The sequence below is a fragment of the Micromonospora sp. NPDC047738 genome, from assembly GCF_040642675.1.
In the GTDB taxonomy this organism is placed as follows: domain Bacteria; phylum Actinomycetota; class Actinomycetes; order Mycobacteriales; family Micromonosporaceae; genus Micromonospora.
This window is the reverse complement of the sequence record NZ_JBEYSO010000032.1, coordinates 47160-67323: the sequence shown is the minus strand read 5'-3', so window position 1 is coordinate 67323 and position 20164 is coordinate 47160. Positions and strand designations below refer to the sequence as shown.

Genomic DNA, 20164 nt, shown 5'->3' with positions numbered 1-20164 from the left:
GCGTTCCTGAACGAGGTGTCGTCGGTGCCGTTGCAGCAGACGCTGCGGCATCTGCAGGCGGGGTTCGTGGCGTTCTGGGACAAGCGGTCCCGGTACCCGCGGTTCAAGTCCAAGCGCAAGTCGCGGGGCGTCGGCGGAGTACACCCGCTCCGCGTTCCGCTGGCGGGACGGCCGGCTCACCCTGGCCAAGATGAACGCCCCGCTGAACATCGTGTGGTCCCGACCGTTGCCAGAAGGGGCGGAACCCTCCACGGTCACCGTGTCCCGGGACGCCGCCGGGCGCTGGTTCGTATCCATCCTGGTGGAGGACCCGGCCGTGAAGCCGCTGCCGCCCGCCGCGGCCGAGGTGGGTGTGGACGCGGGCATCACCAGTCTGCTCACCCTGTCTCACCCGATCCCCGGAATCAGCGACGAGGAAGGCAAGGTGGCCAACCCGCGTTACGGGCAGGCCGACCGGCGCAAGCTGGCCAAGGCGCAGCGGAACCTGGCCCGCAAACAGAAGGGCTCCGCGAACCGGGCCAAAGCCCGGCTCAGAGTGGCCCGGATCCATGCCCGTATCGCCGACCGGCGTCGGGACCACCTGCACAAGCTGACCACCCGACTCGTCCGTGAGACCCAAACGGTCGCGATCGAAGATCTCAGCGTGCGTAACATGCTCCGTAACCGCCGCCTGGCCCGCGTCATCTCCGACGCGGCCTGGGGTCAGTTCCGCAGCATGTTGGAGTACAAAGCCGACTGGTACGGGCGTGAGGTGATCCCCGTCGACCGGTGGCTGCCCACGTCCAAAACCTGCTCCGGGTGCGGGCGGATCAACACCACCCTCGCCCTCAACGAGCGCATCTGGACGTGCCCGGGTTGCGGGGCCGAGCACGACCGGGACATCAACGCCGCGACAAACATCCTCGCCGCCGGGCTGGCGGAGAGGTAAAACGCCTGCGGAGCTGCTGTAAGACCCCAAGGGAAGATCCTCCCGGCAAGGCAGTCGGCGATGAAACAGGAAACCTCACGGGCGACCGTGAGAATCCCGGCACCTTCAGGACCGGGAGGATGTCAAGGATGGTCACTGATGGTCGGCGAGCGGAGAAGGAGGCGGCATGCAGATACGGATCAGTATGGACGATGCCGCAGCTTCGGCTGAGCTCTTTGACTGGCTGCGCGTCGACGCCAGCCTGATCCGAGGCGCTGAGGTACGGCCCGGTCCGGCCGACCCGGGGAAACTCGGCGCACTGGAGATCATCGATGTGGTGCTCGGGCAGGCGACGGCGATCTCGAGTCTTGCGCTGGCCGTCGAGGCATGGCGTCGTTCCCGCTCACGTCCCGGGACCGTCACGATCACGCGGGCGGACGGTGCCACCCTGACCCTGCCGAGCGGCGACGCCGGGAACGCCGACGTGATCCGGCAGTTCCTGGCTGGGGAGAACGGCGGATCGGATCAGGCCACGCAGTGACCACGGCCGCCTACCTGCCCGATCCGGCGAGGTCGCGGGCCGTGCTGATCGGTGTCTCGGCGTACACCCGGATGCCGGCCATCCCTGCCGCCGCGGCCAACGTAGCCGCCCTGTCCGCCGTGCTCACCGACGCCGACCGGTGGGGGTTGCCCGCGGAGAACTGCCGCCTGGTCGTGGATCCGGTCACTGCTCAGGACATCCTCGATCCGATCCACGAAGCGGCCGCGGAGGCCACCGATGCGCTGGTGGTGTACTTCGCGGGCCACGGGTTGCTGGACAACGGCGAGCTGGAGCTCGCGCTGGTCGGCGGTGCTGCGAACGCGCTGCATCATGCGGTGCGCTTCGCCCAGGTACGCAGGGAGGTGGTTACGACCGCGCGGCGCTGCCGGGCGAAGGTGGTGATTCTGGACTGCTGTTTCAGCGGGCGGGCGATGTCGGGCTTTATGGCCGCACCGGGGCCGCTGGCCGATCACGCCGTCATCGACGGCACGTACCTGATGACTGCCACCGCTGAGACGACACTGGCCCTGGCCCCACCGGGAAACAGGTACACCGCCTTCACCGCGGCGCTGCTGAGCGCTCTGGAGAACGGCGTACCCGGCGGCCCCGATCCGCTCGACATGGACACCCTATTTCACCAGGTCGAATCCGAGCTGCGAAGCCGGGGCCAGCCGATTCCGCAGCGCCGCAGCCGCAACGGCGGCAACCGGATCGCACTGGTCCGCAACCCTGCCACGGGCGCCCTAGCCGAGACTCCGGCAAGGACGTACGAGCAGCCTCGACGGCGCCGGATTCTCCCGTGGTCGGTAGCCGCAGGTCTGGTGGTCGCCGCTGCCGGGCTCGCGAGCGCCTTCGCGCTCGACCTCGACCCGAGGAGACCGCAGGTGATCGGCTCCACCCCTCCCGGCGTCTCAGCGGGCCCTGCCACGAGCAGTCGCACCCCAGAGGCGCCGACGATGACGAGCACCACCCTTCCGCGTACGCAGAAGGTAACCGCAAGCTGGCGCCGCGACGTCCCGACGACCGACGGTTCCGTCGTGATCGGACTGACAGGGGTCAACCAGGATGGCATCTTCTTCTACGTGGTAACCCCCGAGATCAGCTGCAGCGTGAAAGGTTCCCAGATCGGGGAATCGATCGTGGTACCGCAACGCGACGGCGTTTGGATCCGTTTCGTGCTGCTGAAGCGGCTATACCCGAACGTAAATGCCAACAACGAAGATTTTGACACCCCGGTGGAGTTCCAGGTGCAGTGGGGCCGAGACAAAGCACCGCGCAGTAGCCGCCCTTGCCAGTAACGCCGGCGGCGTGGCACCTACTACCGTTCCCGGAGCGACGCCTGGTGGACGTACGGCTCGGAGAGGGTCGTTGTTTGTCAGGCCCGACTTGGCCCACGGTTGACTGATTCGGAGGTCTGTGTGGGGGGTGACCTGGGGTGTTGTGTCGGGAGGCACGCCCTACGACCGCGTGTCACTTGGGAGTTGTTGCTGGTCAACAGGTTGAGTCGGACGGCCCGGCGCTGGCCGTTTGGCCGCTGACCAGCAACAGTGACTTGCCCACCGTCGTGCGCGCGGCAAGTGCGCGGTGGGCGTCAGTGGCCTGGTCCAGCGGGTAGGTGGCGCCGATCGTCGGCCGCAGCCGTCCCTCCGCGGCCCGTTCCAGCGCAAGACCCAGCAGTTCGCGCACGGTCTCCTGGTTCGGTGGGCCGTCCAGTAGCGGAGCGAGCACCCGTATGCCGCGGCGCGCGGCCGACTCAGGGTCCGGTGCGGCGAAGCCGTCGGCCGTGCCGTAGGTGACGAACCGGCCGCCGTCGGCCACCGCTTCCAAGGCTGCCGTGCCGAGCGGGCCACCCGCCCCGTCGTAGACCAACGCGGCGCCGCCGCCAGTCACCTCCCGCACCCGGCGGATCCAGTCCGACCGCGTGTAATCGACGGCAACCTCCGCGCCCAGCTCGCCGGCCAGCGCCAGTTTGACGTCGCTGGATGCGGCGGCGACCACCCGGGCTCCGGCGTCGACGGCCAGCTGCACCAGCAGCGATCCGGCTCCGCCGGCAGCCGCTGAAACCAGCACCCATTCTCCCTTCTCCGGCGTGCCCAGCCGGTCCAGGCTGAGCGCGGTCACGCCGTCGTGCACCAGCGCGGCCGCCGCCTCGATGGCCAGCCCGTCGGGCACCGGCATGATCTCCTCGACATCCGCGACAACCCGGTCGGCGTAACCGGTGCTGGTCCGGACGACCACACGCCGACCGATCCATGCCGGGTCCACCCCTTCGCCGGTCTCCACCACCGCGCCCGCTCCTCCGCCACCTGGGACGTACGGCAACGTCCGCGGGAAGAAGTCCTGGCCCCAGCCGCTGCGCAGCAGGGTATCGAGAAGAATGACGTCCGCCGCAGCCATGCCGACGACGACCTGGCCGGGGCCGGGCACCGGGTCGGGCAGCTCCGCGGGGGACAGCACCTCCGGACCGCCGAACACGGCCACCTGGATTGCGCGCATCTGTTGCACCCTTCACGTGAGACGGCGTCCTGGCCAGTCTTCAAGCTGAAGGTTGGTTGAGGTCAAGGTGCACCCTGAGGGTAGGGAGACCAAGGTCACCACTGTTGATTCGCGATTTTCGATGATGATCAGGTGCACCATCTGCGCTGGTCGTGCGGCTCGTTGAACTTCGGTCGCCGTCCTGTGGATGCAATGGCCTATCCTGCGGTAATGGCCTCACGGACAAGGATCAGCGCCCCGTTCCACCCCCGTTAGGTGGCCGCGTTCGCGGCCTCGAAAGGGGGCAGCCATGTCTCGTACGGACAAAGACGGTCCGCATCATCCGCGGAGCGGCCTGCGGTGGCTGGCCGGTGGTGGCGGCCCGCCGCACTGGTTCATCAACGCCGTCTGGACCAGCCGGGAGCGTCAGGCCGCGAAGGTCGCTTGCCGTAACGCCGGGAAAGAACATCGCGGAAACGGGGTTGTCGAGACCATCCCGACCACCCAGCAGCACCGCCGCGGTGCCCAGTGGCTCTGGTGGTGACGTGTGCCGCTTGCCGCGCTCCGCGCCATCTCCAATCGCCCGTCGATCTTCGCCTGTGATCGCGCCGATCCAGGTCGACCCCTGGATCCGGCCGCCGACCAGAAGCCAGGGCGGTGACGAACGTGCGGTGGCGTTCGATGCGCGGTCGTGTCGATGAGCGGGCGCCTGGTCGGTACCGGTCGGATGACGTCCCCGCCCGGCTCGCCCGGACGACACGCACGTAAGGTCCGGGCATGATCGAATCCCAACGCGAAGCCGTGCCGCGCAACGACGGTGGCGAGCTCGACACCACCCTCGCCTTTTTGTCCTTCGCTCGATCATGCATGCTGAAGAAAGTCGCCGGGCTGAACGAGGAGCAGCTGCGACGCCGCTTGGTCGTCTCCGACACCACACTGCTGGGCCTGGTCCAGCACCTGACCGACGCCGAACGGTACTGGTTCGGCTACACGTTCGCCGGCGACCCGCGCTACGCCGACGTCGACTCCGACATGGTGGTCGAGCCGGACCGGTCCCCGGATCAGATCATCGTCGGCTACCGGACCGCGATCGCCGAGAGCGACGCCCACATCATCGCAGCCGCTGGCCCCGACGTCCTCACCGCGCAACCCGTCGGTGACACGCCTCGTACGCTTCGCTGGGTGCTCGCCCACATGACGAGCGAGACCATCCGGCATGCCGGTCACGCCGACATCCTGCGAGAGCTTATCGACGGTGCCACCGGCCGGTAGGAGATCGCGACTCGGAGCCGTACCCCCATCCGGTGCTACGCAGCTTCCGGAAAGACATCGATCGAGGCGATGCGGTCTCTGAAACGGCGCCTGCCTGACATCGTCTACCGGCGCATGATCAACGACGCCGTAGCCGCGGCGACGGGCCCGGGAGGACGCCGGGGAACGACTACTGACTCCAGCGTGACCAACTCGCATCCCCAAGCCGGCTCTTCGGAGAAGTCACTTCCCGGACCCGCCGAGACCCAGCTTAGAACCCCGCTCCCGGCGATGTCTTTGCAGGGAGGGGAGCCTACTTAGCGGACGTCCGCGCACTAGTCGTTGATGAGCTGCTCTCGAAGAATGTCTGCGTGCCCGCAGTGCTGGGCGAGCTCGCGCAGCACGTGGAGATACACCCACCGCAGCGGGAGCGGGCCCCGGCGGTGTCCGTGAAGGATGTCGTCCAGACCCAGGGATGACGTCGCATGGCGTGATGCTTCGCAGGCTTCGCGATGTGCGTGCTGGACGGTGGCGATCGTGTCGTCGTCATCGAGGATGAACGACTCCTCTGACGTCGCAGGGATGCCGATCTCAGCGCGCGACCGGCACGTGACGGCCTCGTCAAACCAGACCTTCTCGACGAAAGTCGCGTGCTTCACAAGACCCAGCAGCGTGGTCCGGGAGGCCACCAACGATCGGCGCGCCTGTTTCTCTGTCAGCCCGTCCAAGCAGCCATTGAGCGCGCCGCGGTGCTCGTCGAGGAACGCCTCGAACTGGGCACGGGCTGGCTGTGCGACGATCTGGTCGGCGAAGGTAGGCGGGTAGGAAGGCATGGGCAAAGCATTCCAGACCGCTGCACAGGAGCGACGGCGAGCGCTGTGCTCGGCCCGCTGCCATGTTGATCACGCGGCGCATGGTCGAACTTCGCACCTTGATGTCCATGTGGTGGCCGCTGCCCCGCTGAGAGGTGCGGCCTCACTTTAGGGGTGTCGGTGGGAGGTGCGGTTTTCCGCACTCCGGGCGGTTGAGGTCGGCCTGCTGAGGTCGGTGGTTGACCTCATGGTCCGGGCCGTGGTGAGTTCATAGCGTCTTCGGCATGATCCGTTTGTGTCAGGTGTCGATGCACGTTGGCCTGTTGGCCCAGGAGTCTGATCCGTCCCAGGGCGGTCTGGTCGGGTTGGTGACCGATCTGATGGAGCGGCTCGGTGCCCCCGGGGCCGGCTTGGCGGTCGCGTTGGAGAATCTGTTCCCGCCGATCCCGAGCGAGGTGATCCTGCCGCTGGCGGGGTTCACCGCCAGTCAGGGCAAGATGAACCTGTTCGCCGCGATCATTTGGACCACCGCTGGTTCGGTGGTGGGCGCCGTGTCGCTGTACTGCGTCGGCGTCGCGCTCGGGCGGGACCGGGTCCGCGCAATCGCGGCGCGGCTGCCGCTGGTGAGGCTGAGCGACATTGACCGGACGGAGGCGTGGTTCGCCCGGCACGGGGTGAAGACGGTCTTCTTCGGTCGGATGATCCCGATCTTCCGCAGCCTCATCTCCATTCCGGCCGGTGTGGAGCGAATGCGGTTCGCCACGTTTCTGCTCTACACCACGCTGGGCAGTCTGATCTGGAACATCGTGTTCGTGATGGCTGGCTACCTGCTCGGGGAGAACTGGCATGCCGTCGAGTCGTATGTCGGGACGTTCCAGAACCTCGTCATCGCGGTCTGCGCGCTCGCTGTGGGGTACTTCGTCGTTTCCCGCGTGATCAATGTGCGCCGGCGGGGGTCGGCGATGGAGAAGGACCTGGCACCGAACAAGCCCGAACCGTACAGGTCGGGCACATGCGCCGAGCCGTACGGGCGCTCCGGGGCCGACAAGTCGGCCCCGGCCGTACGCGGCACCGTGTACGGAACCCCGCGCCGATCGGGGGAGAGCCGATGACGCCAGGCCTCGATAACCGCGCACCGGCGGGGCGCCGCCGTCGGCATGTAGTGCGCGCGCCGTTTACCATGCGGGCCGGCCGATGGAGCGCCAACCATCCCTGGCTCGCGATCACGGTCTGGCTGTGTTTCGTGGCGGCCAGCCTGGTCGGTGGCAGCCTGGTCGGCACGGTGAAGGCCACCACGCAGGACAGCCTGCACGGAGAACTGGCCCGCGCGGACCGCATCGAGCAGGCCGGCGCGTTCCCGCAGGCCCCGGCGGCGGAGAGTGTCCTGATCACGGCGCGGACCGGCGATCTCGATCTCCAACAGGCTCGGGCTGTGGCGGCCGACCTGTTGGCGCGGATGCGCGCGCTGCCCGAGGTGGCGAAGGTCGCTGACCCGGTCACCTCGCCCAACCGCGACGCGGTGTTGGTCGAGGTCGAGATGACCGGCTTGGCGGACGACGCCGACGCGCGGGTCGGACCGCTGCTGGAGGCCACGACTCAGGTCCAGCAGCGGTACCCCGGCCTGCGGGTGGAGCAGGTGGGGTCGGCGTCCTTGGCGAAGGCGCTGACCGAGACGCTGGCGGCGGATTTCGTCAAGGCGGAGCTGATCAGCGTGCCGGTCGCGCTGGTGATCCTGCTGTTCAGCTTCGGCGCGTTGATCGCCGCCGGAGTGCCCGTCGTGCTGGCGTTGTCAGCCGTGGCCGGTGCCATGGGGCTGGCCCAGTTCGCCTCGCATATCTTCCCGGCCGGGGAACTGGTCAGCAGCATCATCCTGCTGATCGGCATGGCCGTCGGCGTCGACTACTCGCTGTTCTACCTACGCCGCGAGCGGGAGGAACGAGCCTGCGGGCGCGACCATCGCAGCGCGATCAAGATCGCAGCTGCCACCTCGGGGCACGCGGTACTGGTCTCCGGCGTCGCCGTCATGGTCGCCATGGCCAGCCTGTTCCTGGTCAGCGACAACACGTTCAGCTCGATGGCAACCGGCTCCATCCTGGTCGTCGGGGTGGCGGTGATCGGATCCCTCACCGTCCTACCCGCGATCCTGGTCACCCTCGGGCGTTGGGTGGACCGGCCACGAGTGCCCTTCCTCGGTCGACGAATCCAGCGGGCGGAGCATAGCCGCTTCTGGATGGCGGTCCTGCGACCAGCGCTACGCGCGCCGCTGGCGACGTTCGTACTCTCTGTCGGAGCACTGGTTATCGTCGCCGTCCCGGCACTGGAAATGAACCTCAAGCGGCCGACCGCCACCGACCTGCCCCGCTCGATCCCGATCCTGCGCACCTACGATCGTCTCGCCCAAGCGTTTCCGAGCAACAAGCTGGGAACCAGCCACCTCATCTCGATCCGCACTGATGTCGCCGACGGACCGGCGGTAGAGCGAGAACTCGCCAAGCTTTCCACGCGGATCAAGGGGGATAGCCGGTTCGCCCAAGATCGCCCCCCGACCGTGCGCAGGTCCGGCGACGGTACCGTCTTCCTGGCCACCGTCCACGTGGCGGGCGCCAGCGACAGCAGCGAGGCGACCCAGTCGCTGCGCCGGCTGCGCAGCGAACTGCTGCCGCAGACGGTCGGCACGGTCCCGGATACGCAGTGGGCGGTGGCCGGCCGTACCGCGAGCGATGCCGACTTCCGCGACCGAATGGCGGGGGCGCTGCCGCCGGTTGTCGCGTTCGTGTTCGGCATGACCTTCCTGGTCATGCTCGTCACGTTCCGGTCGCTGGTGGTGGCGTTGACCTCGATCCTGCTCAACACGATCTCCGTGGCCGCCTCGTACGGGCTGCTGGTACTGGTGTTTCAGCACAGCTGGGCGGAGGACCTGCTCGGGTTCACCTCCAACGGCGCGATCGTGTCGTGGCTGCCGCTGATGTTGTTCGTCATCCTCTTCGGGCTCTCGATGGACTACCACGTGTTCGTCGTGAGCCGCATCCGCGAGGCGGTTCAGCGCGGCGTACCGACCCGGCAGGCAATCGAGCAGGGCATCGTCTCGTCAGCGTCCACGGTCAGCAGCGCCGCGATCATCATGGTCGCCGTCTTCGGCATCTTCGCCACCCTGTCGATCGTCGAGTTCAAACAACTCGGCGTGGGGCTGGCCGCTGCGATCCTGATCGACGCCACCATCATCCGCGCGGTCGTCCTGCCGTCCCTCATGCGGCTGCTCGGCGAAGCGAACTGGTGGGCCCCGCGATTCCTCGCCGGCCGTCGTAAAACCGATGTCACACCGCGCGGCAGCGACGCCGACACGCAGGTCATCATGGCTGCCGGTGACCGGTAGCTAGGTTGGGTGGGCGGCGGGGCACGCGTGCTCGTGACCGGCCGCCATCGGTCCGAGACATCATGAGCTGTGGAGGGACGGCCAGGTGGCAGAACGCGCGACGCACGGCCGGCGGTCGTGGATGGGCGCCATGGTCCGGTGGAGCCGACCGGTGGCGGGCGTGGCGGTCGGCGTCCTCACCGCTGCGGCCGAGTTGCTGTTCCTGCTCCTCGCCGGGCTCGTCGTGATCGCGGTCTCGCCAGCGCCAGCTGCTCGCCGACGCATCGGCACCACCACCGTCCGGTACGCCCGGCGCTTCGGCGAGTGGGAGCGGCAACGCCTGGCCGTCACCGCCTCGGCACCAACCCCGCCACGGGTTCGGGCGAGCGGACCGCGTGTGCTCGGCTATCTCGCCGCCCGGCTCCTACCGGCGGTGCTCGGCGTGATCACCGCCGGCCTGCTCGTGGTCGGCGCGGTGCTTGCTGCCATCGTGGTGCGCTCCTTCGTGGCGGGCACCATGACCATGGCCGGCTTCCTGCTGCAGGGCCTCATCGGGGCAGCCCTGCTGGTCGTGAATCTGCAGGCGATAGCCAGCGTGGCCACGCTGGACCGGTGGCTGGCCCGCAGCCTGCTCGAATCCAACACGCGCCAGGCGTTGGAGCGGCGGATCAGCGAACTGGCCGTCAGCCGGGCCGGCGTCATCGCCGCGGTCGACGTGGAGCGCCAGCGCATCGAGCGCGACCTCCACGACGGGCTGCAGCAACACCTCGTCGCACTCGGCATGCTGCTCGGGCGGGCGCGACGCAGCCGCGACCCCGACAAGGCGCGCGAACTTCTCGTGCAGGCGCACGAGGACGTCCAGCGCGCCGTCGACGACCTGCGGGACGTTGCCTGGCGGGTTTACCCCTCCGCGCTCGACCACACCAGCCTGGACGAGGTGCTGAGCATGGTGGCGCAACGATCGGCGACGCCCGTCAAAATCAGCTACAACGTACCGGTCCGGCCCGCCCGACCGATCGAGACCGTGCTGTACTTCGTCGCCTGCGAAGCGATCACCAACGCCACCAAACACGCCCGAGCTACCCTGATCACCATCGAGATCGAGGCGCGGGGTACAAGAATCGAGATGCACGTGCGCGACGACGGCGTCGGCGGTGCCGACCCACACGGCAGCGGCCTACAGGGGCTCGCTCGCCGGGTCACCGCCCTCGACGGACAGTTCGACCTGCAGAGCCCAGCGGGCGGCCCCACGACAATCCGGGCGGAGCTGCCGTGCGTGTAGTGCTCGCCGAAGACTCCACCCTGCTGCGCGAAGGGCTGGCCCGCCTCCTCGCCGACGAGGGACACCAGGTGGTGGCCGCGGTCGCGGACGCCGACCAGCTCGTCACCGCCGTCGAACAGCACCACCCCGACGTCGTCATCACCGACGTCCGCATGCCGCCCACCAACACCGACGACGGACTGCGGGCCGCGCTGGAGATCCGCGGCCGCTGGCCCCACATCGCCATACTCGTTCTCTCCCAGTACGTCGAAAAACGCTACGCCGCCAAACTCCTCGCCGACCGGTCCGAAGGCGTCGGCTACGTCCTGAAGGACCGCGTCGCCCAGGTCGAAGACTTCCTCGACGCACTCGACCGCGTCGCCGCCGGTGCAACGGCGCTCGACCCCGAGGTCGTCCGGCAACTCGTGTCCGCCACCAGTCACACCGATCCGCTCAACCGCCTCACCCCTCGCGAGCGCGACGTGCTGCACCACATGGCCCAGGGACACACCAACGCCGCGATCGCCGAACGCCTACATGTGTCGCAGAGCGCGGTCGAGAAACACATCAACACCATCTTCGACAAGCTCGACCTGTCCCACGTGACCGGTTACAGCCGCCGGGTCTTGGCGATCCTGCACTACCTCGGCTCCTAGCCGCTCAGGATCGCCGGCCGATACCGAAAGGCCAGAAGTAGAGAGAGGTCGTGGCTTACCTGTAGCAGCGTAATGGCTTCCGAGCCGGCGTCGGCTTCTCGGCAGTTTCGAACGGCAGCCCAGCGGCATCGAGTCACGCTGCGTGACGTGCGGATCGCGGCATCCGCGGATAGGTCATTGCCATGACCATGCTCGCTGGGTGCGGCGCCATCGCTGGGGGGTGATGCCGTAGCGGTCGCGGAAGCGGCGGACGAGATAGGTGGCGTCGCGCAGGCCGGTTCGGGCGGCCACGGCGTCGAGCGACAGGTCAGTCTCGCGCAGCATTCGCCGGACCTCGGTCATGCGCCGTTCGGTGATCCATTCGAGCAGGGGGCGGCCGGTGCGCCGGCGGAGCACGGTCGTGAGGTGCCCCGGGGTGTAGCCGAGCGTGCGGGCGACATCGGCGGCGGAGACCGGTTCGCGGAACGTTGCCTCGATCTCGGCGAAGACCCGCTCGACGAGTGGGTCCGGCGTGGCTGGAGCGCTGGGTGCCAGTCGCGCGGCCGCGACCAGAAGCCGGGTGAGCAGTGCGGCGACGGCCTCGCGGGCGCCGAGACGGCCTGGGTCGGCGAGTTCCTCGGCCAGGTCCGCCAGCCACGCCGACCAGGTCGCCTGGTCGGGCTCTGCGATCCGACCGTGCCCCGCGCTGAAGGCGAACAGGGCGAGGAGGGGATGGTGTGCCCAGGCCAGTGGGGAGACCGAGGTCAGGGCGGGGACGGCGTCCGGTGTGAACGCGACCGACCACGCGCGGCCGCGGGCGAACTCGGCCGCGGCCGCGACGCCGATGACCTGCCCGGGCGATACAGCGTGGACCTCGCCAGCGCGCATCGGCCGTTCGGCGCCGTCGACGGTGAACGAGCCCATGCCCTTCTCGACATAGACCAGGACGAAGAAGTCGTGGGCGTGCCGGTGCTCCGGCGGGAGGCTGGGGTGGGCGGCTTCGGTGTCGAAGCGGGTCACTGAGACAGGAGGCAGGCCGGGGCGCTGCCGGTAGCGGTAGACCGGCGTCCCGTCGGGTCGTACCGTGCGCAGCCTCGACGGGACTCCCGGCGAGTCACTGACCGAAGAATGTCCCATGGTTCCCACGTTAAATCCTGCTTGGTAACCGCAGAATATCCAAGACTTGGAGGTGACGACACCGGGTCCGTCAGGGGCCAGCGAGGCAGACCCGCGACCGCGTGCACAGGAGGCATCCATGGCAGCTTCGACCCACGTCCGCATCCTCGACCAGCGAACTCCGCAGGAGCGGGACCGCCCGTTCCTGCCGGGCGCGGGAAAGACCTGGCTTCTCCCCTTCTACGACGCCTTCACCCGGGTGGCCGGCGTCCGCGCACTGCACGAACGTGCTGTCGAGCTCGCCGGCATCGAGCCCGGCCAGACGGTGGTCGACGTCGGCTGTGGCACGGGCAACCTGTCGTTCGCCGTGCTCGCGGCCCAGCCGAGCGCGCGGGTGACCGGCCTCGACCCCGACGCAGACGCCCTGCGCAGGGCAGCGCGCAAGGCGTGCCGCCGCAGCGTCGCTCTTACCCTCGTTCAGGGATATGCCGACCGGATCCCCGCCGAGGACGCCTCGCTCGACCATGTGGTCTCGTCGTTGGCCCTGCACCACGTCGATGACGACGGTCGGATCGGGTTCGCGCGCGACGCGCTGCGTGCTCTCCGGCCGGGAGGAAGGGTCACCGTCGTCGACTTCGGCGGCCCAGCATCCAACGTCGAGGACGCCGGGCACCCCACACACCGCCATGGCCACAGCCCTGTCCACGCCCTCTGGCACCTGACCCGGCTCATGCGTTCCCGGGTGGCGCACAGCCCGGTCGTGGCCCGTAACCACGGCGATGGCATCGTCACGCTCCTGGCCGACGCCGGGTTCGGCGACGCCCGGGAGGTCGCGCACGCCGACCACAGGTTCGGCCGGGTCACCTTCGTGCAGGCGACTCACCCCTTGAACTGAACCTGACGGGGTTGTCGACAGACCCCACCACGCCACGCAACGGCAACAGGCCCAACGCCGCAGGCCGGTGGCGCCACCAGCATCCGCTCATCTGCTACGTCCGGGCGCCGATCGCGCAGACGACTGTGACGCTGCGTAGGTCCGCTCTGCCACTATGAGCGTGCACCGGCTCTGCGCGTCGCTCCCTCATGCAGCCCATGAACTGGACCGACAGGTCCAACCTCGACCCGTACAGCAGGGACTGCAGGTCAAGCGCGCCACGGAGGCCAAGCGCCGCCGCGGCAGTATCTAAGGATCCCGCCGGTCAGCTTCCTGGCGGCGTTCTCGCACACGGTGGTTCACGCTACGAGCAGGCGGAGGCCGAGCTCTGCCGTGTCGAGGGCGACGATGTCGCGGTTGCGCTCGGCCCACCGGCCTGAGGAAAGATCTTCGCGGAGTGTGCTGACTGCGCGTTGCTCAGCCTGCGGTCCGACTCTGGTCCATACCGAAACCGCGCGGCGTACATGTTCGTCCAGGTACGCCTCAGGCCGGCGCCAGTATGCCTCGAAGAAGCCGTCAGCGCAGTCCCACGGGACGAGCACCGGCTCCGCGCGTCCTCCGATCGCGCGGGTCAGGTCGGCCAAGGACGGCCAGCCGACGAGGAGGTCTGCGAACTCAGGTAAGTAGTCGCGGGTGAGCCAGAACCGCTGACGCCAGCCGGTGTCAGCGGCGTCGTAGGTGAACACCACCACGCGGCGGGCCACACGCCGCATCTCACGCAGCCCGGCGACCGGGTCCGGCCAGTGATGGACGGTGCTGACCGCCATCGCGGCGTCAAAGGACTGGTCCTCGAACGGCAGACTCTCCGCCGCGGCGGCCACACACGGCGCCGCGCCCACGGGACGCTGCGCCCGCATGACCGCCGACGGCTCTACCGCCGTGACCTCGCGGTCGGGTGGTTCGTAGGAGCCGGTGCCAGCCCCGACGTTCAGCACCGTTCGTGCGTCCCCCAGCGCATCCCAGATGCGCGCGGCGATCCGTGGCTCGGTGCGCCGCGTCGCTGGGTAAGCGGATCCGATGGCGTCGTACAACTGCGCGCCGAACACTTTCAGTTGCTCCTCTGGCGTCGTCCTGATTCCCATTGCTCGTGCCTCCAGTTCCCTGTCTATGGCCGTCACCATGGCAGCAGCGCGGTCGCGCTGGTCCATCAGCAGGCCACGCAGCCGGCACAGGTGCGCGACTGCGTCGGTGGTCGGATCGTCAACCAGATCCGCGATCTCCCGCAATCCGAAGCCGAGCCGCCGGTAGGCGAGCACCTCCCGGAGTCGCTCTACATCGCCTGCGGAGTAGGCCCGGTGCCCAGCCGCAGTCCGCGTGGACGGCTCCAGGAGGCCGATCTCGTCATAGTGATGCAGTGTGCGGACGCTGACGCCAGCCAACTCCGCCACACGCCCCACGGTCAGGTGCTCCTCCACGCCACCGACTATGTGGCATGACGCCGCGTGAGGAGCAAGCGATTGCTGCTGTCTTGATCGAGTTTCCGCTCATGAATTGCCGCCGGCATGATCGGCGACAATGGCGGCATGTCTGTGCACGGCGCCTGGTGGGACGCGCTGAGCCCGCAGGTACGGGACCGGATCGACGAGTTCCTGTGTGCGCGTCGGCTGATCGCGGCTGTCGTCCTCCTGCGTCGGGAAGGCGGACTGGAGCCGCCGCCCGATCTGTGCCAGGCGCAGGATCTGCTGATCGAGCGCCGCGCTGAACTGGACCGGCGGGGCCTCGTCGAGGCGGAGCCAGTGCCACCGACGACGGCGAAGCTGATCGAAAAGGCGGCCGCCATCACCGCACCGGTCGTCGCCGTCGAAGCACTGTGGGACGGTGACACGCATGGCTGGTCCGTCGACCTGGTCGCGATCGTGCGGCGGCCGGGCCGGCACCACGACCGCTTCGACGAGGTGCCGCTGACGGTGCTGCGGCACAGCGGTGACATCCGCCTGTTCAACGACCAGGTGCCGCCCTGGCCGGAGGCGCGGCAGGCGACCGAGCAGGGGCAGGCCGTCGCCCAGCATGTCGGTGTCCCGTTCCACTTCGCTAGCCCGGAAGCGCCGGGCATCGATCTTGCACGCTGGTGGGACACGCAGCCCACCTAGCCGGTGAAGCACCCGTGGCCATCGGCAGGGTTCCGCCACACCGGCGCGACGGTGCGCGCACATCGGCACGATCGCGCACCGATTCCGCAGATCGGGTCGCCAGAGCAACGCACGGAGCGTGACGATCGCGGGCGCGCCGCAGCGCAATCAATGCGTCGGATCAGGAAGACGCTGCCGGGTCAGGCAGGCCCGCGACGAGGAGCGTCACGACTTCCTCCGCTGCGTTGGCCTCCGCCAGCGCCGATCGAGTCGCGACCGCACTTGAAGAGAGCCCTGGTTCGTTCAGTGGCGGAATCCTCGCGATGCTTTCGGCATCGCGGAGTTCCCTGGCTAGAAGATCATGGCGGCGGGATCGCGGCACCACCGATGGTTCGACCACATCGCGCGCCTGTCACGGAGCGCGGCGCCCGGTCGGCGGCCAGATGCGTGTGTGGGACTATTCGTAGCCGGTGCCGGCGGCAATGATCCCCGCGAACAAGGGCGACATGACGCCCGCAGGCGCTGAGCGGCGGGGTCCCGTGAGAAATTCTTTTGGCATAGCGTCGGATCCGGGGCGAGTCGTTCGTAGAACAGGTGAGGCGGCCGGAGAGGGCCGCCGGGACAAGGGAGTCGTGGGATGACCCGGTACTTGATCTCGTTCAATGACGGCGCGATGGACCACATCCCCGACGAGGAGTGGGCTGACGTGGGCAAGGCCTCGCACGCGGTGGTCCAGGAGGCCGTGAACGCCGACGTGTGGGTGTTCGGCGCCGGACTCGAACGCCAGAGGGCGAGCGTCGTGGCCACGGACGGGACGGTCACCGACGGCCCTTACCCAGAGACCAAGGAAGTCATTGGCGGGTTCTCGGTCGTCGACGTGGCCTCACGCGAGGAGGCGCTGGCCTGGGCTGCCAAGATTGCCGCCGGTTGCCGCTGTGCGCAAGAGGTCCGGGAACTCATGCCCGACCCCGAACAAGACGCGATGCTCCGCCAGTCTGAAAGGCGAGGGTGACATCCCGACAACTCGACAAGACCAGCGGGCAGATGGTGATCCGCGCGGCCCTGGACACGCTCGAAGCCGCAGCCGTCGTCACCCCCAGCACCTCCAAGACCAGTCGGAGGGACCGGTCGAAGACCAGCCCCACCCGGCACAAGCCACCACGCCCGCGCCCACGCGACGTAGGGCACCCTCCCCGCCCGGCCCCACAACCAAGCGGGCAAGCGTCCGGAGAGACATGCACCAACGAACCGGAGGCTGCCCCGCGCAGCCCACCGACAGCGTGACCACGACCAGCACACCCACCGCCACCGGCCACCAGCCACGAGGAGCCGCACTGGGCGCAGGATTCCACCTGAACGCCCACGCGAGCCCACCACGATGGGAAACGATCCCGGAAACCGCATCCGACACAGGATCGCAAAGCTGATCAGGGAAGCTGTGCGCCATGGAAGGAATGGCGTGGCTCTTGCTGTGCCCGTGCTCGTTCTTTGTGTTGCTGGTCTTCGCCGCGACCGTGATCCTGTGGTTTCAGACCAAGCCGGGCAGCCGGTAGCTGAGTCGGCCGACGGGAATCGCTGGCGCTCGAACCTGGGCGCCTCCAGCCCGACTCGGAGCCAGTTCTTCGGCAGGTTCAGATGTCGCCGGCACAGTCGCTCCGCAACCGTACGCTCGGATCGCGGCTACTTAGGGTGCACCAGATAGGAACGACCAGTCGTTCGCCAGCTGGTTGGCATGTCAGGGAATTACCGAGCTTCACGGGTCAGGGTCTGGTCAAGAAGGATTCTGCGGGTGGCATCAGGGCGGTAATAGCCATCCGATCACGGCGAGGAACCTCTCGACCAGACCTTGGGGATGCTGCATGCGTTGCTCTCCGGATCCTGATGTGCACCCGGACCACCTCCACGCCGCGTCGCGTCGATGATCGGAGACACTTTCACCGTGCGAAACGACCTCGACCAGATCGAAGCAGCGTTCGTCGGCACGCCACTGGCCGGCCTTCCGATCGGACACGGCCCGTCGGGTACCATCCTCGTCGCCGACATCGACCCCAATCGCCTGCACGAGGCCTGGCAGGCTGCCGACGCATTGGTGCCGGCCATTGGACGGCGGCCCGTCATGGTCACCGACGACTTCGACGACACGCGGAGGATCCGGCCCGAGCCCGAGCCAGGCCCGCCGGAGTCGGAGCTGCGCGCATTCGCCCAGGCCGCCGAGTCTTCCGAACCCTGGCTGACCTACCGCCACTACAGCGAGGACGACGAGGTCGACGAGGACGAGGTCGAGTACTACGCGCGTGGCATTGCCGGCGTCGACCTGGCGGCCTTGGTGTCAGATGTGGCGCTGCCGACTCCGCGCCCGGCGCTGGAGCGGGCGCTGTACGACCGGCTGCTCGCCGACGCTGACCTGCACGCCCGGGTGCTTAGCAGAGTGCGGTTCGTGACGCAGACCGATTACTGGTACACGCCCAACAGCGTCCTACTCATGTTGCTGCCCACCAGCGACGTCCGCAGCTCGGGGTACTGGGTGGACTTCTTCGGTGCGCCCACCCGGGAGTATCAGCGGAGGCTCGCCGAGGTGTTGGCGCAGTGGCGTCACCGGTGGGACGCCCGCCTGGTCGCGTCGTGGGGCACCATGCTGCAGTTCCAGGTGGGTCGTCGCCCGGCACCGGGTGACGAGGCATGGACCGCGGCCGGCCAGCTCAAGGCGCTCGCTTCGAACCTCGACCTGAGCCGGTGGGAGGTCGCCGTTGCCTTGCCCGCCGGTGACGCGTGGTTCGTGCACAACCGGCCCTGAGAAACTCGACCAGACCGTGACCCGCCGAGCTCGGCCGTCGCCTGCGGACTGAGCCGCTCCTTGAGGTTGTGGCCCTAGCTCGACCGAGCGGCCCCTCATCGGCACGGGCGGTCGGCTGACTTGTCAGTCTCGCAGGTGCGGCCCCTGACGCCCGCTCGGCGGCAAGAGCAGATGTTCAACAGATGGAGCGAGCGAGGCAAGCCGGTGGCCGCGTGAGCGACCGGCGCGAAGAGGACGTTCAGTACCCACGTCTGACGAAGCATTCGATCGACGAGCTTCCACGGCGTCGCGCACAGCCTACGGATGGGGGGTGGTCACGCCGCGCGGGGTGGGGGTTGTCGGGCCGTACCATCTGCCCGTGTTCTCCCTCCGACGGCGCGTGGTCGCCGGGTTCTTCGCCGGGGCCTTCGTTGTGGTCGACGCGGTGGTGTGCGCCCTGTTGGTTACGGAGTCGTTGACGCGTGCGTTCATCGTCGTCGGCCTAGCATGCCTGTCGCTGTGGGTTCACATCGTCTTGCACGAGTGCGGGCATCTCATCATCGCGTTGCTGTTGCGTTTGCCGGTTGTCGCGGTTCGTATCGCGCCCTTTACTGGTTGGCGCAGTGCCGTGTTGGTGCGGCCGGTGCCGTCGGCGACTGCGTTGCCGCTGCGGATGGTGTTGTTGCACCTGGGTGGTCCGATGACGAATCTGGTCACCGCGGGGGTGCTCGGTGCCGCAGCGACGAGGACGGGCACCACGTCGGATACGGCGCTGATGCGTGTCGCGCTAGTCGCTGCGGCACTTGTTGCGGCCCTGCTCGGGGTGGTCAACCTCATCCCCGGGTTAGACCCCCACAGCGACGCCAGCAACATTCGTCGCTGGCTGTTGGCCCCGACGGCCGCCCGCGCCGCGCTATGGGCCGGCTACCTCGCGAAGGAGGTGAGCAGGACGGCGCGGACGATTGCAGGCGGGAAGGGTGACGACGATCGTCTCGCAGATCCTCCTCGCGACCAAGACCACCCGCGACGTGCCCCCGCTGCCTTCCGTCAGCGCCGGATCATGGGACCCGCGCAGCCGGCGGCAGATCTTGTCGCCGACGCCGCTCAGGAAGAAGCCAGAATGCTCAACCACAACTACATCGGCACAGAGCACATTCTGCTCGGCCTCATGCACGAGGGCGAGGGTGTGGCCGCCAAGGCGCTACAGGGCCTCGGCATCTCTCTCGAGTGTGTCCGCCAGCAGGTTGATGAGATCAGTGGCCAGGGCCAGCAGGCGCCGAGCGGGCCCATCCCCCTCACCCCACGCGCCAAGAAGGTCCTCGAGCTGTCGCTGCGTGAGGCGCAGCAGCTCGGCCACAACCACATCGGCACCGAGCACATCCTGTTGGGCCTGATCCGCGAGGGCGAAGGCGTCGCGACTCAGTTGCTGGTCAAACTCGGTGCCGACCTCGATCGGGCACGGCAGCAGATCGTCCAGCTCCTGTCTGCCCCGTGATCCTGTGGGATTCGAAGTTGAAGGCGCCGTCGACAGCCGAAGTAGCCGCGATTGTGTCCCTACCTCAACGTGGCCATGAGAGTGCCCGGTGCCGGGCCCTCGACGCAGCGGAGCGGAGCACCCGGATGCCGGGCGACGTCGAGGGAGGAAGGAAGGACTCAGCGGGCGGGTACCGGCTCGGACGACGGCCGCCACCCTCGCCTGATCAGCCCGTAGACCCGTCAGAGACCTCGCCGTTCACGACGCAGTCTTCCCGCAACGTCGCTCGGGGAAAAAGCGTTGATGAGCCTCGACCCGACCGGCGCCGGCCGTCGGCGGCGGACGATGCGCTGGAACGGTCCTCTGAACGCGTTTCAGATCGCCTTCGAAGGCCGGCTCGCCCCGGCCAACCGCTGACCACCTCAACAACCAAGATCAGCCGTTAACTTGACACTCTCGAAACCGGCCTACAGCTACCTTGCGAGAGCCCTGGGGTAGGGCCTGCACCACTGCTGGGGTAGAGCCTGCGCCACCGGCAATCTTCACGCTCACCGGCTGTCATCT

General features: G+C 68.3%; 16 protein-coding genes and 1 pseudogene. 13 read left to right on the top strand and 4 right to left on the bottom strand.

Annotated elements, in window-relative coordinates:
• Positions 1-49: 49 nt before the first annotated feature.
• The 3 genes from ABZ783_RS31720 (at position 50) to ABZ783_RS31710 (ending at position 2746) form a co-directional block, all read left to right on the top strand.
• Positions 50-928, top strand: coding sequence for an RNA-guided endonuclease TnpB family protein (locus ABZ783_RS31720; RefSeq protein WP_357444821.1), 879 nt, complete (start codon positions 50-52; stop codon positions 926-928).
• A 166-nt stretch (positions 929-1094) separates the two neighbouring features.
• Positions 1095-1448, top strand: coding sequence for a hypothetical protein (locus ABZ783_RS31715; RefSeq protein WP_357444808.1), 354 nt, complete (start codon positions 1095-1097; stop codon positions 1446-1448).
• Positions 1445-2746: a caspase family protein gene (locus tag ABZ783_RS31710; RefSeq protein WP_357444805.1), complete on the top strand. Its 1302-nt coding sequence runs from the start codon at positions 1445-1447 to the stop codon at positions 2744-2746. Before ABZ783_RS31715 ends, ABZ783_RS31710 begins: the two co-directional genes overlap by 4 nt.
• Before the next feature lie 193 nt (positions 2747-2939).
• On the opposite strand, the gene ABZ783_RS31705 is transcribed toward ABZ783_RS31710, so the two are convergent.
• Positions 2940-3944, bottom strand: a complete 1005-nt coding sequence (locus ABZ783_RS31705) for a zinc-binding dehydrogenase (protein ID WP_357444802.1) — start codon at positions 3942-3944, stop codon at positions 2940-2942.
• Between the two features lie 756 nt (positions 3945-4700).
• On the opposite strand from ABZ783_RS31705, the gene ABZ783_RS31700 reads away from it, so the two are divergent.
• A complete protein-coding gene (locus ABZ783_RS31700) occupies positions 4701-5195 on the top strand; it encodes a DinB family protein (RefSeq protein WP_357444799.1) in 495 nt (164 codons plus the stop codon).
• Positions 5196-5509: 314 nt separating this feature from the next.
• Here the strand turns inward: ABZ783_RS31700 and ABZ783_RS31695 are convergent, their stop codons facing one another.
• Complete coding sequence (locus tag ABZ783_RS31695) at positions 5510-6007, bottom strand: DinB family protein (RefSeq protein ID WP_357444796.1); 498 nt, start codon at positions 6005-6007, stop codon at positions 5510-5512.
• A 263-nt stretch (positions 6008-6270) separates the two neighbouring features.
• On the opposite strand from ABZ783_RS31695, the gene ABZ783_RS31690 reads away from it, so the two are divergent.
• The 4 genes from ABZ783_RS31690 (at position 6271) to ABZ783_RS31675 (ending at position 11255) form a co-directional block, all read left to right on the top strand.
• Positions 6271-7098: a DedA family protein gene (locus ABZ783_RS31690; RefSeq protein ID WP_357444793.1), complete on the top strand. Its 828-nt coding sequence runs from the start codon at positions 6271-6273 to the stop codon at positions 7096-7098.
• Between the two features lie 50 nt (positions 7099-7148).
• Positions 7149-9359 carry an MMPL family transporter gene (locus tag ABZ783_RS31685; protein WP_357444790.1) on the top strand — a complete coding sequence of 737 codons (2211 nt, stop codon included), beginning with the start codon at positions 7149-7151 and terminating at the stop codon, positions 9357-9359.
• Between the two features lie 85 nt (positions 9360-9444).
• Positions 9445-10620: a histidine kinase gene (locus tag ABZ783_RS31680; protein ID WP_357444787.1), complete on the top strand. Its 1176-nt coding sequence runs from the start codon at positions 9445-9447 to the stop codon at positions 10618-10620.
• A complete protein-coding gene (locus ABZ783_RS31675; RefSeq protein WP_357444784.1) occupies positions 10611-11255 on the top strand; it encodes a response regulator transcription factor in 645 nt (214 codons plus the stop codon). Before ABZ783_RS31680 ends, ABZ783_RS31675 begins: the two co-directional genes overlap by 10 nt.
• A 174-nt stretch (positions 11256-11429) precedes the next feature.
• Here the strand turns inward: ABZ783_RS31675 and ABZ783_RS31670 are convergent, their stop codons facing one another.
• Positions 11430-12371 carry an AraC family transcriptional regulator gene (locus ABZ783_RS31670; protein ID WP_357444781.1) on the bottom strand — a complete coding sequence of 314 codons (942 nt, stop codon included), beginning with the start codon at positions 12369-12371 and terminating at the stop codon, positions 11430-11432.
• A gap of 118 nt (positions 12372-12489) precedes the next feature.
• Between ABZ783_RS31670 and ABZ783_RS31665 the strand changes: the two genes are divergently transcribed.
• Positions 12490-13245 (top strand): class I SAM-dependent methyltransferase, encoded by a 756-nt coding sequence (locus ABZ783_RS31665; RefSeq protein WP_357444778.1) that lies wholly within the window; start codon positions 12490-12492, stop codon positions 13243-13245.
• Positions 13246-13583: 338 nt separating this feature from the next.
• On the opposite strand, the gene ABZ783_RS31660 is transcribed toward ABZ783_RS31665, so the two are convergent.
• Positions 13584-14699, bottom strand: coding sequence for a MerR family transcriptional regulator (locus tag ABZ783_RS31660; RefSeq protein WP_357444775.1), 1116 nt, complete (start codon positions 14697-14699; stop codon positions 13584-13586).
• Positions 14700-14786: 87 nt separating this feature from the next.
• Here ABZ783_RS31660 and ABZ783_RS31655 point away from each other — a divergent pair, with 87 nt between their 5' ends.
• From ABZ783_RS31655 to ABZ783_RS31640, 4 genes and pseudogenes are all read left to right on the top strand, one after another.
• Positions 14787-15374 (top strand): hypothetical protein, encoded by a 588-nt coding sequence (locus ABZ783_RS31655; protein ID WP_357444772.1) that lies wholly within the window; start codon positions 14787-14789, stop codon positions 15372-15374.
• A gap of 616 nt (positions 15375-15990) precedes the next feature.
• Complete coding sequence (locus ABZ783_RS31650) at positions 15991-16365, top strand: YciI family protein (protein WP_357444769.1); 375 nt, start codon at positions 15991-15993, stop codon at positions 16363-16365.
• Positions 16366-17292: 927 nt separating this feature from the next.
• Positions 17293-18147, top strand: a complete 855-nt coding sequence (locus ABZ783_RS31645; RefSeq protein ID WP_357444766.1) for a hypothetical protein — start codon at positions 17293-17295, stop codon at positions 18145-18147.
• Between the two features lie 1039 nt (positions 18148-19186).
• A pseudogene (locus ABZ783_RS31640) lies at positions 19187-19612 on the top strand (Clp protease N-terminal domain-containing protein); the annotation flags it as partial.
• Positions 19613-20164 lie beyond the last annotated feature (552 nt).

What these genes read in the sequence shown, in the direction of transcription:
- ABZ783_RS31715 (WP_357444808.1), top strand. Translation starts at nt 1,095, where the DNA reads ATGCAGATACGGATCAGTATGGACGATGCCGCAGCTTCGGCTGAGCTC.
- ABZ783_RS31705 (WP_357444802.1), bottom strand. Translation starts at nt 3,944, where the DNA reads ATGCGCGCAATCCAGGTGGCCGTGTTCGGCGGTCCGGAGGTGCTGTCC.
- ABZ783_RS31700 (WP_357444799.1), top strand. Translation starts at nt 4,701, where the DNA reads ATGATCGAATCCCAACGCGAAGCCGTGCCGCGCAACGACGGTGGCGAG.
- ABZ783_RS31695 (WP_357444796.1), bottom strand. Translation starts at nt 6,007, where the DNA reads ATGCCTTCCTACCCGCCTACCTTCGCCGACCAGATCGTCGCACAGCCA.
- ABZ783_RS31690 (WP_357444793.1), top strand. Translation starts at nt 6,271, where the DNA reads ATGATCCGTTTGTGTCAGGTGTCGATGCACGTTGGCCTGTTGGCCCAG.
- ABZ783_RS31670 (WP_357444781.1), bottom strand. Translation starts at nt 12,371, where the DNA reads ATGGGACATTCTTCGGTCAGTGACTCGCCGGGAGTCCCGTCGAGGCTG.
- ABZ783_RS31665 (WP_357444778.1), top strand. Translation starts at nt 12,490, where the DNA reads ATGGCAGCTTCGACCCACGTCCGCATCCTCGACCAGCGAACTCCGCAG.
- ABZ783_RS31655 (WP_357444772.1), top strand. Translation starts at nt 14,787, where the DNA reads ATGATCGGCGACAATGGCGGCATGTCTGTGCACGGCGCCTGGTGGGAC.
- ABZ783_RS31650 (WP_357444769.1), top strand. Translation starts at nt 15,991, where the DNA reads ATGACCCGGTACTTGATCTCGTTCAATGACGGCGCGATGGACCACATC.